Raw genomic sequence first — 17,587 nt, forward strand, 5'->3', positions numbered from 1 at the left:
GTATGACTCTGGAAATCTTTCGCGCGTTTCGCAGCCGCAACTACCGCTACTTCTTCGCCGGGCAGTGCTTGTCGCTGCTGGGTACCTGGATGCAGAAAACGGCCGTGAGCTGGGTGGTGTATGCCCAGACGCAGTCGAAGTTTATGCTGGGCGTGAGCGTGTTTGCCACGCTGTTTCCGTCGGCGGTGTTCTCGCTGCTGGGCGGCGTGGTGTCGGACCGCTACAACCGCTACCGGGTGCTGCTGCTTACGCAGGTGCTCTCGATGGCGCAGGCGCTGCTGCTCACGCTGGCCGTGTACTTCAAGCAGGACGCGGTGTGGGAAATCATTGCCCTGAGCGCCGTGCTGGGCGTCATCAATGCTTTCGACGTGCCCGCCCGGCAGGCGCTGGTGTACGACCTGGTGGACGACAAGCAGGACCTGCCCAACGCCGTGGCCATGAACTCGACCATGCTGAACCTGACCAAGCTGCTGGGCCCGGCCGTGGCCGGCTTCGCCATCGAGCACCTGGGCGCGGTGGCCTGCTTCGGGCTGAATGCGCTCAGCTTCGTGGCCGTCATCGGGTCGGTGCTGGCCTTGCGGCTGCCGGAATACGTGGCCCGGGTGCGCACCAAAAACATCATGGGCGAGCTGGCCGAAGGCTTTCATTACGTGAAGGATACGCCGGCCATCCGCTTCCTCATCACCATGCTGGGCATCACCGGGCTGCTGGTCCTGCCCTTCACCAACCTGATGCCGGTGTATGCCAAGGACATTTTCCACGGCACGGCCACTACGTTTGGCCTGCTCGATGGGGCCATTGGGCTGGGCGGCCTGGTGGCGGCGCTCTACCTGGCCGCGCTGAAACCCAGCCAGGACCTGAACCGGGTGCTCATGGTGAACATGTTCGTGTTTGGCACGGGGCTGGTGCTGTTTGCCTACACGCCGTGGTTCTGGCTGGCGCTGCCCTTTCTGGTGGTGGGCGCGTTCGGCATGATGTCGCAGACCACCATCAGCATCACCCTGCTCCAGACGCTGATGGCGCCGGCCATGCGCGGCCGGGTTATCAGCATCTACGTGCTGGTTTATACCGCGTCGGTGCCGCTGGGCAGCCTGCTGGTGGGGGCAGTGTCGGAGCGCATCGGGGTGCAGCCTACGGTGCTGGCCGAGGGCCTGCTGGCCCTGCTCATTGCGCTGCTGTACGTTCGGAATCTGCGCCAGGTGAAAGCGGCTGCACAGGCCGCAGCGCCGCCTGCGCAGGTAGCGGCGGCGTAGTCGTTTACCCGCGCCCCGCCTTGCCCGCCAAATAGCCGGGCCGGCCAGAAGATAGCCGCGTCACCGCATACCCCCGGGCCGCGTTTCACAGCCCCGGCCCAGGCCAGCTTAGCGCCGGGCCGGCACGCGCAGCACCGTGAGCGAGTTGGGGGCCAGCGTGTAGCGCACGACGGCCCCCGTGACCGGGAACGTAGTCGTTTGCGGGGCCAGCCGGCGGGGCTCCGCCAGCGAGTTCTGGGTGTTCAAATCGTCGCTGGCCATTGTCTGGGCGCGGCCGGTTTTGCCCATTTTCTTCGCGCCGGCCAGCGTTATCGCTACGGCGCGGGGCGTGGCGGCGTAGTTCACCAGCTTCACCACGACGTCGCCGGCCGGGTCGTCGGCCACGGCGCTGGCGAAGAGGTTGTCGGTGCCATTTTTGGCGTTGTCGGGCAGCTGCACGGGCAGCATGGTGGTGCCTTTGTTCTGGCTGAAAAGCTGCTGCACGTAGTAGTTCACGGTGCCGTAGGCGTGCAGGTTATCAAACCAAATCAGGTTGGGCGTCCACTGCCAGGCATCAACGTGGGCCAGCATGGGCGCGTAGGAGGCCATGCTCACCACGTCGGCGTTGCGCTCCAGGCCGGTCATGAAAGCGGCCTCCGAGATGGCGCAGTCCCAGCTGTTCTTGTTTTCCTGGCTGGCGATGCCGGCGCTCTGGGCAGCGTATTCGCCGGCGAATATTTTGGAGCCGGTGCGCGGGTAGCTGTCGTAGCGGTCCACATGCTGCCGGAACCACTCCGGCCGGGCGTAGTAGTGCTCGTCGATGTATTCGGCTTTCAGCTCGCGCATTCTGGCGGTGGCTTTGTCGAAGTTCTCCCCGTCGGGCGACGGGCCGGCGCTGCTCACCAGCTGCATGGCCGGGTATTTCGCCTTCAGCGCCCTGGCAAACGGCTCGTAGCGCGCCAGATACTGCGGCCCCCATTGTTCGTTGCCGATGCCAATCATCTTCAGGTTGAACGGTGCGGGATGGCCCATCGCGGCCCGCTTAGCGCCCCAGGGCGACGTGGCAGGGCCGTTGGCAAACTCCACCAAATCCAGCGCGTCCTGAATGAAGGTTTCCAGCGTGGGCTCATCCGCGGCGGCGGCCGCGTTCGGCCCTTTGGCGGCACTGAGGGGCGCCAGCTCGGCCGAGTTGTACTGGCAGGCCATGCCCACGTTCAGAATCGGCAGCGGCTCGGCCCCGATGTCTTCGGCCAGCTGGAAATACTCGAAAAAGCCCAGCCCGAACGACTGGTAATAGTCGGGCGTGTAGCGGGCCTTGAACTCTTTGTTCCAGCGGTTTATCATGGGCTGGCGGCTGGCCACTTCGCCAATGGTTTCCTTCCACTGGTAGCGGTTATCGAGCGTCATGCCCTCCACGATGCAGCCGCCGGGGAAGCGCAGAAAGCCCGGCTTCATGTCCTTGAGCAGCTGCACGAGGTCGGGACGCAGGCCGTTTTCGCGCTGCAGCCAGGTGTCTTTCGGAAAGAGCGAAACCACGTCGATGTCGGCCGTGCCGGTCCCGTCCACCGTCAGCCGGAGGTGGCCTTTGGCCACGGTGGCCGTGGGCCTGAGCACGGCGGTGTACTTCTTCCACTCGCTGGTCAGCCCCGCAATCCGGGCCTGGGCCAGGGGCTCGCCCTTTGCGCCTTCCAGCTGCACGTTCAGCGCCGCAATGTTGCCGGGGCCGCGCCGGGCATACACCGAAAACGTGTAGTCCGCCCCTTCCTTCACGCCCATTCCCCGAAAGCCCTCGTTCACAAAGCCGGCATCGGGACCGGCCAGGCCGGTGCTCAGGCGCAGGAAATGGCTGTTGGCCGGGCTGATGGGCCGGTCACTCGACACCACGTAGCTTTCCAGCCCGGCCGCGCCCTTCAGCGCCTTCCAGCCCAGCAGGTGGCTGTCGATTTCAAACGACTTGTTCTTCACCAGCTCCGGATACAAGCCGCCGTCGGCCGCGAAGTTGATGTCCTCAAAAAACAGACCGAACAGGTGCTGCGGCACCGGCGCAATCGGCTTGCTCACCTGCACGGTGAGGGCGGCCGGGGCCGCCGTCTGGGCGTGGGCGGCCGGGCGCGCGGCCAGCAGATAAGCAGCGGCCAGCAGGATTCGGGAAGTGCGCATGAGCTAGGTGGGATTTGCTGCCGTAAGAATAAGAAAAGAAAGAACGTCATGCTGAGCTTGTCGAAGCATCTCTACCGCACAAGTAGTCTGGTTACTAATGCGGTAGAGATGCTTCGACAAGCTCAGCATGACGCTCTTTTTATCGTTTTGTCGGGCCTAAAGCTTACCGGCCGCCAAACGCCACGTCGTTGTAGCGCAGCTCGTTCTTGAAGGTGCGTAGCTTGGTGTCGGCGTCGATGATGACGTACTCGATGCCGGCCATTTCGGCAAAGTCTTCGAGGTATTCGGCGGTCAGGTTCTGGCTGTAGCCGGTGTGGTGGGCGCCGCCGGCCAGAATCCAGGCGGCCGCGCCGGTGGCCATGTCGGGCTTGATTTGCCAGAGCACGCGGGCTACGGGCAGCTTGGGCAGGTCCTGGGCCGGAGCAATGGCCGTTACCTCATTCACAATCAGGCGGAAGCGGTGGCCGAGGTCCACGATGGTGGCGTTCAGGGCGGGGCCGGCGGGGCAGTTGAAGACGAGGCGGGCCGGGTCAGCCTTGCCGCCGATGCCCAGCGGGTGCACTTCCACTTTCACCTTGCCTTCGGCAATGCTCGGGCAGATTTCCAGCATGTGCGAACCCAAAACCTGCTCGTTGCCGGGTTCGAAATGGTAGGTGTAATCCTCCATGAAGGAGTTGCCGCCGGGCAGGCCGGCGCCCATCACCTTCATGGCGCGCACCAGGGCCGCCGTTTTCCAGTCGCCCTCGCCGCCGAAGCCGTAGCCCTCGGCCATGAGCCGCTGGGTGGCGATGCCGGGCAGCTGGGCCATGCCGTGCAGGTCCTCGAAGGTGTCGGTGAAGCCCTTGGCGCCCTTTTCCTGCAGGAACTTGCGCATGCCGGCCTCGATGCGGGCGGCCTCGCGCAGGCTCTCGCGCTGGGCGCCGCCGGCTTTCAGGTCGGCGGCCAGCTCGTATTCGTTTTCGTAAGTGGCCAGCAGCTCGTCTACTTCGCTGTCGCTCACCTCGTTCACCACGGCCACCAGGTCGCCGATGCCGTAGGTGTTCACCTCGTAGCCAAACTTGATTTCGGCCTCCACCTTGTCGCCATCGGTCACGGCCACGTAGCGCATGTTGTCGCCGAAGCGAATGAATTTGGCGCCCTGCCAGTCGGCCCAGGCGCAGGCCACGCGGCTCCAGATGCTCAGGCGTTCGTGCACGGCCGCGCTCTGCCAGTGGCCCACCACCACCTTGCGCTTGAGGCCCATGCGCGCCCCGATGAAGCCAAACTCCCGGTCGCCGTGCGCCGATTGGTTGGTGTTCATGAAGTCCATGTCGATGTCGGCCCACGGAATGTCGCGGTTGAACTGGGTGTGCAGGTGCGCCAGCGGCTTCTGCAGGATTTTCAGGCCGTTAATCCACATTTTGGCCGGCGAGAAGGTGTGCATCCAGGCAATCAGGCCCACGCAGGTTGAGGCCGTGTTGGCTTCCTGCACCAGCTTGTAAATTTCCTGCGGCGACTTCAGAATGGGCTTGTAGACGACTTTAATGGGCAGCTTGGTGCCCAGCGCCGCGGCAATTTCCTGCGAGTGGCGGGCCACTTCTTCCAGGGTTTCGGGGCCGTAGAGGTGCTGGGTGCCGGTGATGAACCAGGCTTCGTAATGGGTGAGGTCAATCATGGGAAGTAGCGCGGACTTTTAGTCCGCGAGTGAGGTGGAGTTGAGAAAACGGCCGGGGCCGCCGGGGTATGCGGATGGGTCGCGGACTAAAAGTCCGCGCTACTGTTGTCCGTAATAGGAATTAGCGCCGTGCTTGCGCTCGTAGTGCTTGCGGATGAGGGCATCTTTCAGGCGCGGCACCTCCGGCCGCAGGGTGCAGCTGAGGTAGGCCATGCGGGCCACTTCTTCGAGCACGGCGCTGTTGTACACGGCTTTGTCCACGGTTTTGCCCCAGGTGAAGGGGGCGTGGTTGGCCAGCAGCACCATTTCTACTTCGCTGGGCGAGAGGCCGCGGCGCTGGAACTCGTTGAGGATTTGCCAGCCGGTCTGGTGCTCGTAGTCGCCGGCAATCATGTCGTCGCTCATCGGCGGGGCGCAGGGGATGTCGGCCGTGAGGTGGTCGGCGTGGGTGGTACCGAGAATCGGAATGTCGAGCTGTGCCTGGGCCCAGGCGGTGGCGTAGGTGCTGTGCGTGTGCACAATACCACCGATGTGCTCCCAGTGGCTGTAGAGCACGGCGTGGGTTTTGGTGTCGGAGCTGGGCCGCTTCTCCCCTTCCAGCACGTTGTTGGCGAAGTCGAGAATGACAATATCCTCCGGCTTCAGCAGCTCATACGGCACGCCGCTGGGCTTGATGGCGAACACGCTTTTCTCGCGGTCCACCACGCTGGCGTTGCCAAAAGTGAAAAGCACCAGCCCGAGCTTGGGCAGCTGCATGTTGGCGTCGTAGCACGCCTGTTTCAGGTCCTGGTATTGGCTCATTATCGTAAGATGTAGGGGCGGGGCCTGCCCCCGCCCATCGTTGCACGGAATCGTTGTAGCGGCGCTAACGCCGGGCGGGGACAAGCCCCGCCCCTACGCTGCTACGAGCTCGCCCAGCGTCGTGCTTTCCACGAAGCGCCCGAACGCCTGGTACTGCGCGTAGCGGGCCGCGTAGTCGGCCACGCGGGCGGGGTTGGGCGTGTAGGTTTCGGCGAAGCCGGAGCCCATGGCTTTTTGGGCCGTGGTTACGTCGGGCTGGATGCCGGCGGCCACGGCGGCGTACATGGCCGCGCCCAGCGCCGGGGCCTGCTCCGATACCGCAATTTTGATGGGCCGGTCGAGCACATCGGCCATGGTCTGCATCACGAACTGCGACTTCTTGGCCACACCGCCGATGCCGATAACCTGCTTCACGGCAATGCCTTCGGCCTCGAACCGCTCCACAATCTGCTTCGAGCCGTAGCAGATGGCCTCCACCAGCGCCCGGAAAATCTGGGGGGCGCTGGTGCCCATCGTCAGGTTCATCAGGGCGCCTTTCAGGGCCTGGTTGGCGTCGGGGGTGCGGCGGCCGTTCACCCAGTCGAGGGCCAGCACGTGCGATTCTTCGGGGTCCACGGCGGCGGCGGCTTCGCTGAGCTTCACCAGCAGCACGTCGCTCATCTCGTCGCGCAATGCCGCCTGCAATTCCGGCGTCAGGACGTTGGAATGCGGCAGCACGTGGTGCAGCGGCCATTCCACCATGTTGCGGAACCAGGCCAGCAAGTCGCCGAAGGCCGACTGCCCGGCTTCTAGGCCCAGCATGCCGGGAATCACGGAGCCATCGACCTGCCCGCAGATGCCGGCCACCAGGTGGCTGCCCACTTCGGAGGTCGGGGCCACCACGATGTCGCAGGTGCTGGTGCCCATCACTTTCACCATCGAATAAGCTTCGATTTCGCCCGCCACCGCGCCGGCGTGGGCATCGAACGAGCCCACGGCTACGACGGTGCTGGTGGTCAGGCCCAGGCGCTGGGCCCACTCCTCGGAGAGATGGCCGGCCACCTCGTCGGCGGTGTAGGTGTCGGTGAATAATCGATTGCGTAAACCGGCCAATTTAGGGTCGAGCTGGGTGAGAAACTGCTCGGCGGGCAGGCCACCCCAGCTCTCGTGCCACATGGCTTTGTGGCCGGCGGCGCAGCGGCTGCGCTTAAAGCTGGCGAGGTCGCCGCCCGTGAGCAGCAGGGTTATCCAGTCGCAGTGCTCCATCCAGGAGTGCGCGGCGGCGGCCACGGCGGCGTCCTCGCGCAGCACGTGCAGAATCTTCGCCCAGAACCATTCCGACGAGTAAATCCCGCCTTCGAACTTGGTGAAATCCTCGCCGCCCCAAGTGCGGGCCAGCTGGTTGATTTCGGCCGCTTCGCCCAGGGCGGTGTGGTCTTTCCAGAGCACGAACTGGGCGTTGGGGTTCTCGGCGAACTCGGGCAGCAGGCCCAGGGCCACGCCCTCGGCGTTCACCGGGCCGGGCGTGCTGCCGGTGGTGTCCACGGCCAGGCCCACGATTTGGGCGGCGGGCACGCTTTGGGCCACGCGGCGCACCACGGCCTCCAGGCCCTCGATGTAGTCGAGCGGGTGCTGGCGGAACTGGTTTTTGGTGGGGTTGCAGTACTGCAGCGTTTTCCAGCGGCTGTAGTGGTGCACGGCCTGGGCTACTTCGGTGCCGGTGCGGGCATCCACGAGCAGGGCGCGCACGGAGTCGGTACCGTAATCGACGCCGATGACGTAGGCGGGGGTTTGTTCCATTTTTTAATGAGGAATGAAGAATGAGGAATGAAGAATGTCAGGTGAGAAATGAAGCGAGGGTGCGCCAGCGGCAATTCCTCATTCTTCATTCCTCATTCTTCATTGATTTTTATTTCCGCACGCCGAAGGTGTAGACGCTGGTGGTGTGGTAGGTTTCGCCCGGCTTCAGGATGGTGCTGGGGAACTTGGCCTGGTTGGGCGAATCGGGGAAGTGCTGGGTTTCGAGGCAGAAGCCGCCGTGCAGGCCGTACACGGTGCCGCCCTTGCCTTTGAGGCTGCCGTCGAGGAAGTTGCCGGTGTAGAACTGGATGCCGGGCTCATCGGTAGTCACCTCCATCGTGCGGCCCGAGGCGGGGTCGTACACGGTGGCGGCGGCGTGGTTGGGGCCGCTGGCGTTCAGCACCCAGTTGTGGTCGTAGCCGCCGGGCACCTGCGCGATGCGCTCGCCGATGGCGTGGGGCGTGAGGAAATCGAAGGGCGTGCCCTTCACCGGCTTCAGCTCGCCGGTCGGAATCAGCTCGGCGTTCACCACGGTGTAGCGGTCGGCGGGCAGGGTCACTTCGTGCTTCAGGATGTCCTTGCTCACGCCGTGGCTCAGGTTGAAGTAGGCATGGTTGGTGAGGTTGACGGGCGTGGCCTTGTCGGTGGTGGCCGTGTAGTCGATTTTGAGGGCGTTGGCGTCGGTCAGGGTGTAGACCACCTTTACCTGCAGGTTGCCGGGGTAGCCTTCCTCGCCGTCCTTGCTCAGGTACTTCAGGGTCAGGGTTTCACCCTCGGCCGAGGTGCCGGGGGTGGCTTCCCACACGCGCTGGTCGTAGCCCACTTTGCCGCCGTGCAGCGAGTTGGGGCCGTTGTTCACGCCCACCTGGTAGGCTTTGCCGTCGATGGTGAACTTACCCTTGGCGATGCGGTTGCCGTAGCGGCCGATGAGGGCCCCGATGTAAGGATTGGCCTTGCGAAAGGCCGCATTGGTGTAGCCCGTTACGTCGTCGAAGCCGAGCACCACGTCGCCCATCTTGCCGTCCTTGTCGGGCACAAGCAGGCTCACGAGCGTGCCGGCGTAGTTGGTGATGGCCGCCTTGGCGCCCTGCTTGTTGGTGAGGGTGAAGAGCGTTGTTTCGGTGCCGTCGGGCATTTTGCCAAAGGAGACGGAAGTAGGCATAGTGGCGGAAGTCGTGTGGGTGGAATCGGCAGCGGCGGAGCGGTTGGCCGTGGCAGCGGTATCAGCCGATTGGTTGGCTCCGCAGGCCGCCAGCAGTAAAAAACCAGGTAGTGTTACGGCGAACAGCCCCGAACGGTAATGGGAATTCATGGGTGAGTGGGTGGGTTTTATGAATGGTTAAAATCAGGCGCGACTTAAAGCTCGTCTTGTATTGTTTTCAGCCGACTGGCGAAGCGGCGAGGCATGAATGCCATAGAACGCTGCAATCGCAGGGCCAACACACAATCGATTGTGCATTCAGCCCGGCATTTGCCTTCCATCTGGTATGTAGCAGCTGTGCCCAAGCGAAGTAGAAAAAGAGGATATGCTGCCTTGAATCGCGCCAGAAGAGCCTTCCAAACCGAGAAAAGCCCATTGTACACCCTTTCAATGCCTGCCTAAAAACCAGGCAATGTTAAGAAAATTCCCTCAGAATATCAATTAATCGATTGTTTATTATTTCGTCACACTGCCCCATTCTGCCGGGCAGGCCCCCCTGGCTCCGGCCGCCAACCAGCGCATCCAGGGCCGTCGCTGGCGGCCGGTAAGCCATTATGCCTCCGCCGACAATTGACCGCCCCGGGCCGGGCAATATCCACTTCGCCGTGAACTACACTGATATTCTTGCTGTTAAACACTCTTAACTCTTATCATTCGGTATTTTTTAGTATATTCAGGAAGTAAACGGTGCGTTTACGCCTTCCCTGCCAGCCCTCCTGCTGGCCCCGAGTTGCCGGTGCCCGCCTTGTCGAGGCCCGCGCTGGCAGTAAAACTCCCTCATTAACAGAAACTCGTCATGACGACTAATATCATACTCCCCGAGCAGCTCAGCCCTCAGTTCCACATCTCCAATCCGGCTCAGCACCAAACCCATGAGCTGAAAATATGGCCTGGCTGCTTTGCCGCCGTTAAAGCCGGCAGCAAGCCCTTCGATGTACGCGAAAACGACCGGAATTTTCAGGTTGGCGACGAGCTGCTGCTGCGCGAATTCGAGCCTGAGAGCGAACAGTACACCGGCAAAACCATTACCCGCTGGGTGAGCTACGTGCTTCAGGGCGGGGTATTTGGCATTCAGCCCAACTGGTGCGTACTGGGCTTCAGCGAGTTGCCGCCGATTCCCACCGGCATGACGGATATTCGGCTTTGGTAGCCGGCTTGCCTGCCCCTCGAAGCTGCCCTTGCCCAAAACAAAGGGAAAGCGCTGGAAATCAGAGAGCCCAGGCGCTTGATGCGCCTGGGCTCTCTATCTGAGCAAATGCTACCAGTAGCGGCTAGCGGTGGCTTAGGCGCAGCACCTGCTGCCGGCTGCCCTGGCCAATGGTGAGGTAGTACAGTCCCACCGGTAGTGCATCGGCCTGCGGCAGCACAATTTCCTGAACTCCGGCGGTGGGGGCTACGGTCTTCGTCAGCACCGTCTGGCCAAGCACATTGACTATGGTCAGCCGAATGGCATCCGGGCCGGGCGCGCGCAGCAGAACGGTAGCCGTGTGCGCAAACGGGTTGGGGAACACGGAAGCACTGAAGGCATTGGCCCCGGCGGTGGCCAGCACCGACCGCACCGGCGAATAGCTGGTGGTTCCGTCGGCATCGACCTGGCGCAGCCGGTAGTACACCATGCTGCTGGTTGAGCTTAGGCTCAGGTCGCTGTAGTAGTAGTCGGAGCGTTCCGAAGTGCTGCCGGCACTGGTGCGCTGGCCGATTTCGGCAAAGTTGCGGCCGTCGAGGCTGCGCTCAATGCCAAAATAGGCGCTGTGCTTTTCCGAAGCCGTGGTCCAGGACAGCAGCGGGCTGCCCTCAGTCCAGGCAGCCTCAAAGCGAATAAGCTCAACAGGCAGCGGCCGCGATACGCCCACGGTGGCCTGGGCCGTGTTGCAGCCCGCCGGAATATTGGTAGCGGTAGCCGTGTACATGGTGGTGTATGACGGTGAAACCGAAATGGAAGCCGTGGTGTAAGGCAGCGTAGTGGTCGTGTTGTTCTGCGTGGCCTTCCACACGTAGGAAGTGCCGCCGCTGGCCGTCAGCGTTGTGGTTCCTCCATAGTTCTGCGTGGTGGAGGCCGGGGTAACCGCCACGGGGTTGGAGCTCACCGTCACGGCCACGTCCTGCGAATTGTTGCCGCAGCTGGTATTGGTAAGCACCCGATAGGTCGTATTGGCTGCGGGAGCCACATTCAGGGCCGCAGCCGTCGAAATCACCGTACCCAAATCCGTCGATTTAAACCACCGGTAAGTTGCTTCGCTGATGTTGGAGCTGGCCACGAGCGTGGTGCTGTTGCCGGCACACAAAGCAGCGGCTGAAGGGGTTACGGCATAGGTTGCCGTGCCGGCCACCGATACCGTAACCGGTGTGCTGGGCGTGCCGCAAGGCGTGGTTGCCGTTACGGTATAGGTGGTGGCCACGGCGGGGCTGGCCGTTACCGTTGCGCCCGTGGTAGCGCTCAGGCCCGTAGCCGGCGACCAGCTATAGGTTGCATTGGGATTGTTGGAAACCGCCGTGAGGGTGGTGCTGCCGCCCGAGCAAATGGTAGCAGCGCTGGAGGCCACGCCCACCGTGGGTGCGCCTACGGTCACGGTTATTTCCTTCGTGAGCAGGTTGCAGTCATTGGTCAGCACATTCAGTTGATAGGTGGTGGTAGTAGTAGGTGCCACGGTTATCGTTCGGGCCGTTGAAAGCAGCGCGGGCTGGTCTTTCACGTACCAATAGTAGCCAATGCTATTCAAGGTGCCGGTGTAGGTAGCCGTAAGGGTGGTTGCCTGGCCTGCGCACACCACCGGCGCACTGGGCGCAATGCTTACCGCAAAAACCGGAATCGTAATCTGCTGTGAGCTAACCCCGCACGAAGTGGTGGCCGTCACCGTATAGGTCGTGGTCACGGTTGGGCTCACGGTGAGGGTACTGCCGGTTTGGGTGGGAATGTTGGTCCCGTTGGCCGACCACGTATAGCCGCCCGAGCTGGCGCCCGCAGCCGTGAGGGTAGTGCTGGTGCCGGCGCACACGCCCGTTGCCCCCGGCGACGACAGCGTGAGGCTGGGCGTCAGGGTCAGGTACACATAGCCTACCTTGTTGCAGCCGCCATAGGCATTGGCATCAGACTTCAGCCGGTAAATGGTCGACACGGTAAAGGACGGTGACACACTCAGCACCGTGCCCGTCACCGCCGATATCGACGAGATATCCTGTACTACATCGTTGGCGGGCGTATTCCCCATGGTAATCACCCGCGACCAGGTCAGCACCGCATTGGAGCTGGAGCTTCCGTTGAGGGTGTACTGGGCACCTGCCACGGGGCACACACCGGCAGTAAAACCGCTTTGGCCGTTGTTTACGGTTTGCGAAGTGAAGGTGCCATTGTTATAATAATCAACCGTTATCTGGTTAGCACACTGGCTGAAGGCAGAAAAAGGCATAACCAATAACAGTAAGCCAATACCCCATAAGAGCGTAGTTATTTTCTTCATGCTAAAGTTCGTTTGATTTAGATAAGTACAATTATTTCACAAGGCAAAAAGATAGAAAACAGCTCTTATAAATATGACTTATTTATTTTTTACAACTTATAACCCTTCTATTATTATGACTTTTTCAATTATTCGTTATTTTAATAGTGCACCCGCTATTACTGATTATTCAGGTTTATTTAATAAAATCAAAAATACTCGTGACTTGATATTCATCCGTAGCCAACTATTGCCTGCCAATAAAAGCGCAGCAGTATTGCGAGCCCAAAAGCTTATGTCAGTAGTTTCTACTCAGCCCCAGAGAAGCTGCTTCAGAAAGTCGGCAAGCCTTTTGGCCCGTCTCAATCGGCTTTGAAAACAATAGTGGGTGCGCCCCACGCAAAAGCCCCGACAGGTTTCTGTCGGGGCTTTTGCGTGGGGCGCACCAGCGTTTAAATTGGAGTGCTACAGCGTATGGCTGGAAGCCTCGGTCCACTGCGAAACGTTGGCACCCAGCTCGCGCACAGCCTGGGCGATACCGGCGGCATCGAAGCCGCACTCCTTATACAGCTCGTCCTGCGAGCCGTGTTCCACCACGCGGTCGGGGATGCCGAGGCGACGCACGGGCAGGTGAAAGCCGTGGTCGGTAAGGAATTCGAGCACGGCCGAGCCGAAGCCGCCGGGCAGGCAGCCGTCTTCCACCGTCACGATGGCGCGGTAGCGGCGGGCCACGTCGCGCAGCATTTCCTCGTCCAGCGGCTTGCAGAAGCGCATGTCGTAGTGGCCCACGTCGAAGCCTTCGGCGGCCAGGGTTTCGGTGGCCTTCACGGCGTAGTTGCCGATGTGGCCGATGCTGAGGATGGCCACGCCGCCCTCTTCGCCCTCGCGCACCACGCGGCCCGTGCCAATGGCCACGCGCTGCAGCGGCGTGCGCCACTCGGGCATCACGCCCTCGCCGCGCGGGTAGCGGATGCTGTGCGGGCCGGCATTTTCGGGCAGGGTGGCGGTGTACATCAGGTTGCGCAGCTCCTGCTCGTTCATCGGGGCGGATACCACGATGTTGGGGATGCAGCGCATGTAGGCCAGGTCGTAGCAGCCGTGGTGGGTGGGGCCGTCGGCCCCGGCAAAGCCGGCGCGGTCGAGGCAGAACACCACGTGCAGGTTTTGCAGGGCCACGTCGTGCACCACCTGGTCGTAGCCCCGCTGCATGAACGAGGAGTAGATGTTGCAGAACGGCACCAGCCCCTGCGTGGCCAGGCCGGCCGAAAACGTGACGGCGTGCTGCTCGGCAATGCCCACGTCGAAGGCGCGGTCGGGCATGGCGGCCATCATGATGTTCAGCGACGAGCCCGAGGGCATGGCCGGCGTCACGCCCATGATTTTGTCGTTGGCCCGGGCCAGCTCCAGCAGCGTGTGGCCGAACACGTCCTGGTACTTGGGCGGCTGGGGCGTGGAGGGCGTTTTCTTGTAAATCTCGCCCGTGATTTTGTCGAACAAGCCCGGCGCGTGCCACAGCGTCTGGTCTTTCTCGGCCAGCGCGTAGCCCTTGCCCTTCACTGTGACGCAGTGCAGCAGCTTGGGACCGGGAATGGATTTCAGGTCATTGAGCACCGCCACCAGATGCTGCACGTCGTGCCCATCGACGGGGCCAAAATAGCGGAATTTCAGGGCCTCGAACAGGTTGCTCTGCTTCATCAGGGTCGCCTTCATGGCGGCCTCCACTTTGCGGGCAATGTGCTGGGGGTTGGGCCCGAACTTGGAGAGCTTGCCGAGCACGTTCCAGAGCTCGTCGCGCACCTTGTTGTAGGTGCGCGAGGTGGTGATGTCGGTAAGGTATTCCTTGAGCGCGCCCACGTTTGGGTCGATGCTCATGCAGTTGTCGTTCAGCACGACAATCATGTTATTGTTGAGCACGCCGGCCTGGTTCAGGGCTTCGAAGCTCATGCCCGCCGTCATGGCCCCGTCGCCGATGACGGCGATGTGCTGGCGGTCGAATTCGCCTTTGTAGTCGGAGGCCACGGCCATGCCCAGCGCCGCCCCGATGCTGGTGCTGCTGTGGCCCACGCCGAAGGCGTCGTACTCGCTCTCCGAGCGCTTGGGGAAGCCCGACATGCCTTTGTAGCGGCGGTTGGTCGGAAACTTGTCGCGGCGGCCGGTGAGGATTTTGTGGCCGTAGGCCTGATGGCCCACGTCCCAGATGAGCTGGTCGTGGGGCGTGTTGAAGACGTAGTGAAGCGCCACGGTCAGCTCGACCACGCCCAGCGAGGCGCCGAAGTGCCCGCCGTAGATGCTCACCGAATCGATGATGAAATCGCGCAGCTCGGTGCTGAGCTGGACTAACTGCTCGGGGGCGAGCTTTTTGAGGTCAGCGGGCGAATCAATCGCCGCAAGCAGCGGGCCGGGTTCAACTATCATCAGGGCAAGCGAGGAGGAGAAGTGACGGAAGGTAACCGCCTGACCCGCTAAAAGATTGCGGGGCCGCCGCAAAGGTACGACGCCGGGCGAAGTCCGGTTGCTGGCAGCGGCAGAATCGGGGGCTTGGTCGGGGTTTGGCGTTTGATAATCTAGTTTTTACTAGATAAAGTCTCCTTCCGGGGGAGCTTTGCGTAATGGATTCGCTCGCCTGAGCGATAGAGCGTGGCAGTAGCGCCTCATGTAGAGCGCGGCGAAAATATACCTCCGGATGCAACCTCCGGTCCCCTTTGCGGCACTTTGGCCGTTATGCATTGTATGAAACCAACCCTACCGGCCAGCGCCGTATTGCTTTCCGCCCTTCTGGGCATCAACACTTTAGCTAGTGCGCAGCAGGGCCCGCCCTCGGGTGCGCGCCCGGCCGCTACGGCGACCCCACGCGCCGCCACGGGCCGCGTGACGGGCACCATCACGGATGCCACCACGGGCAAGCCGGTGTCTTACGCCACGGTGGCCGTGCTGGATGCGGCCGGCAACCCCGTGAACGGCGGCGTGGCCGGCGACGACGGCAAGTTTGTGCTGGCCGGCATTCCGGCCGGGACTTATAAGGTGGAAATCAGCTTCCTGGGCTACAAGAACGAGGAGCGGCCCGGCGTGGTGGTGCCCGCCGGCGGCGCCGTGAACCTGGGCACGGTGGCCCTGGCCACCTCGGCCCAGAAGCTGGGCGAAGTGGTGGTGGTGGCCCAGAAGCCGCTGATTGAGGAAAAGGTGGACCGCACCGTGTACAACGCCGAAAACGACCAGACGGCCCGCGGCGGCGACGCCACCGACGTGCTCAAGCGCGTGCCGCTGCTGAGCGTGGACCTCGACGGCAACGTGAGCCTGCGCGGCTCCTCCAATATCAAGGTGCTCATCAACAACAAGCCCTCGACCATTGCCGCCAACAGCATTGCCGATGCGCTGAAGCAGATTCCGGCCGACCAGATTAAGACGGTGGAAGTCATCACCTCGCCCTCGGCCAAGTACGATGCGGAGGGCTCGGGCGGCATTATCAACATCATCACCAAAAGCAACAACCTGCGCGGGGCCACGCTGGGCATTGATGCCAGCGCCGGCACCCGCAGCAGCAACCTGAGCCTGAACGGCAGCCTGCGCACGGGCAAGATGGGCTTTTCGCTGGGCGGCTTTGGCCGGGCGATGTACAACGTGCCCGGCGAGTTTTCGAACACGCAGGTGACGCGCAGCATTGCCGACGGCTCGGCCGTTACCACCCTGCAAAGCGCCGATACGCGCATGCAGAACATTTTCGGGCGCTACACGCTGGGCTGGGACTACGACATCGACAAGTTTAACTCGCTGCAGGCCTCGGTGGCCTACGGCACCCGCAGCGGCCGCAACTACCAGGACGGCCTGCTGCGCACCAGCTACCTGGGCACCACGGCCACGGGCGCCCCGGTCAGCAGCGACCTGCGCGACACTTATTCCAAGGACCTCTCGGGCACCGTGGATGCCAGCCTGAACTACACGCACAGCTTCGAGAAGCCGCAGCACGAAATCAGCCTGCTGACGCTGTTCAGCCGCAACGACCGCACCAACAGCTACACCAACAGCATCTACAAAACGACGCTGCCCGGCAGCCCGGTCAGCATCGTGAACGACAACCCGAGCTACAACGAGGAATACACCGTTCAGCTTGATTATCAGAACCCCATCAGCAAAACCCAGATTCTGGAGATGGGCGCGAAGAACATTCTGCGCCGGGTGAATTCGGACTACACCACCACCAACTACGGGGCCGGCGGCGAGGTGCTGCCCTCGGTGGGCCTGCTGTCGTCGAACAACGTGTTCAGCTACCGCCAGAACGTGACGGCGGGCTACGTGGCCTACACCCTGGGCCTGCCCAAAGGCTTCACCCTGAAGCCGGGCCTGCGCTACGAGTACACCACCATCAGCGCCGATTTTGCCAACTCGCTGGCCGCCAACATTCCCGACTACGGCGTGCTGGTGCCCAGCGTGAACCTCTCGCGCAAGCTCTCGAACGGCAACGTGCTGAAGCTGGCCTACAACCGCCGCATTCAGCGCCCCTCGCTGCAGTTCCTGAACCCCAACGTGAACGCGCAGAACCCCAAGAACATCAGCTACGGCAACCCCTACCTGGCCCCTGAGTACACCAACAACTACGAGCTGGGCTACAGCACCGCCTACAAGCGCGTGAACCTGAACCTCAGCACTTTCATCCGCAACACCACGGGCTCCATTGAGGCCCTGCGCACGGTGCAGGGGGCTGATACCGTGTCGACCACCTACCGCAACATCGGCCAGCAGAACGCCTACGGCGGCAGCATTTTTGCCAGCGTGAATACGGGCAAGTTCAACCTGAATGCGGGCACGGATTTTTACTACGCCACCCTCACCAACAACGTGCCCGACCGCAACTTCAACGCCTCGAACGAAGGCTTTGTGATGAGCGGGCGGGTGTTTGGCTCCTACAACTTCACGCCGGTGTGGGGCCTGCAGGCCTTTGCCTTCTACCGCGGCCGGCAGGTGCAGCTGCAGGGCGACCAGAGCGGCTTCGGCGTGTATAGCCTGAGCGTGAAGCGCGACTTTGCCGAGAAGCGCGGCAGCATCGGCTTCGGGGCCGAGAACTTCTTCACGCCCAGCATCACCATTCGCAACAACGTGGTGTCGCCGCTCATCGACCAGGCCAGCCGCAACGTGCTGCACAACATGAGCTTTAAGGTGAACGTGAGCTACCGCATCGGCAAGCTCTCGGTGGCCCAGCCCACGCGCCGCGGCAAGAGCATCAACAACGACGACCTGAAAGGCGGCGGCGAAGGCGGCGGCGACCTTGGCGGCGGCGGCGGGCAGATGGGCGGTGGCGGTGGCGCACCGGCCGGCGGCGGCGGTCGCC

10 protein-coding genes are annotated in these 17,587 nt (G+C 62.5%); 3 read left to right on the top strand and 7 right to left on the bottom strand.

Features of this window, described 5'->3' with window-relative positions:
• The first annotated feature begins 2 nt into the window (after nt 1-2).
• Entirely contained in the window at nt 3-1,253 is a 1,251-nt protein-coding gene (locus tag ACYVHT_RS21210; protein ID WP_460556976.1) for an MFS transporter, read from the top strand.
• Between the two features lie 108 nt (nt 1,254-1,361).
• On the opposite strand, the gene ACYVHT_RS21215 is transcribed toward ACYVHT_RS21210, so the two are convergent.
• The 5 genes from ACYVHT_RS21215 to ACYVHT_RS21235 all read right to left on the bottom strand — a co-directional run bounded on the left by ACYVHT_RS21215 (nt 1,362) and on the right by ACYVHT_RS21235 (nt 8,938).
• On the bottom strand, nt 1,362-3,392 hold the full coding sequence (locus ACYVHT_RS21215) for an alpha-L-arabinofuranosidase C-terminal domain-containing protein (protein WP_460556979.1): 2,031 nt from the start codon (nt 3,390-3,392) through the stop codon (nt 1,362-1,364).
• Between the two features lie 163 nt (nt 3,393-3,555).
• Nucleotides 3,556-5,046 (bottom strand): L-arabinose isomerase, encoded by a 1,491-nt coding sequence (araA, locus tag ACYVHT_RS21220; RefSeq protein ID WP_460556982.1) that lies wholly within the window; start codon nt 5,044-5,046, stop codon nt 3,556-3,558.
• Between the two features lie 99 nt (nt 5,047-5,145).
• Nucleotides 5,146-5,847 (bottom strand): L-ribulose-5-phosphate 4-epimerase, encoded by a 702-nt coding sequence (locus tag ACYVHT_RS21225; RefSeq protein ID WP_460556985.1) that lies wholly within the window; start codon nt 5,845-5,847, stop codon nt 5,146-5,148.
• A gap of 93 nt (nt 5,848-5,940) precedes the next feature.
• Nucleotides 5,941-7,626, bottom strand: a complete 1,686-nt coding sequence (locus ACYVHT_RS21230; RefSeq protein ID WP_460556988.1) for a ribulokinase — start codon at nt 7,624-7,626, stop codon at nt 5,941-5,943.
• Between the two features lie 109 nt (nt 7,627-7,735).
• A complete protein-coding gene (locus tag ACYVHT_RS21235; protein WP_460556991.1) occupies nt 7,736-8,938 on the bottom strand; it encodes an aldose epimerase family protein in 1,203 nt (400 codons plus the stop codon).
• 685 nt (nt 8,939-9,623) lie between these two features.
• Between ACYVHT_RS21235 and ACYVHT_RS21240 the strand changes: the two genes are divergently transcribed.
• Nucleotides 9,624-9,977: an ASCH/PUA domain-containing protein gene (locus ACYVHT_RS21240; protein ID WP_460556994.1), complete on the top strand. Its 354-nt coding sequence runs from the start codon at nt 9,624-9,626 to the stop codon at nt 9,975-9,977.
• A 121-nt stretch (nt 9,978-10,098) separates the two neighbouring features.
• Here the strand turns inward: ACYVHT_RS21240 and ACYVHT_RS21245 are convergent, their stop codons facing one another.
• Together ACYVHT_RS21245 and dxs are read right to left on the bottom strand one after the other, a co-directional pair.
• The gene (locus ACYVHT_RS21245; protein ID WP_460556996.1) at nt 10,099-12,234 is read right to left on the bottom strand and encodes an Ig-like domain-containing protein; all 2,136 of its coding nucleotides are present in this window, start codon (nt 12,232-12,234) and stop codon (nt 10,099-10,101) included.
• A gap of 495 nt (nt 12,235-12,729) precedes the next feature.
• Complete coding sequence (gene dxs / locus ACYVHT_RS21250; protein ID WP_460556999.1) at nt 12,730-14,679, bottom strand: 1-deoxy-D-xylulose-5-phosphate synthase; 1,950 nt, start codon at nt 14,677-14,679, stop codon at nt 12,730-12,732.
• Nucleotides 14,680-14,994: 315 nt separating this feature from the next.
• Here dxs and ACYVHT_RS21255 point away from each other — a divergent pair.
• A partial coding sequence (locus ACYVHT_RS21255) for a TonB-dependent receptor domain-containing protein (RefSeq protein WP_460557002.1) occupies nt 14,995-17,587 on the top strand: 2,593 nt, incomplete at its 3' end.

The organism is Hymenobacter daeguensis, from assembly GCF_054780555.1.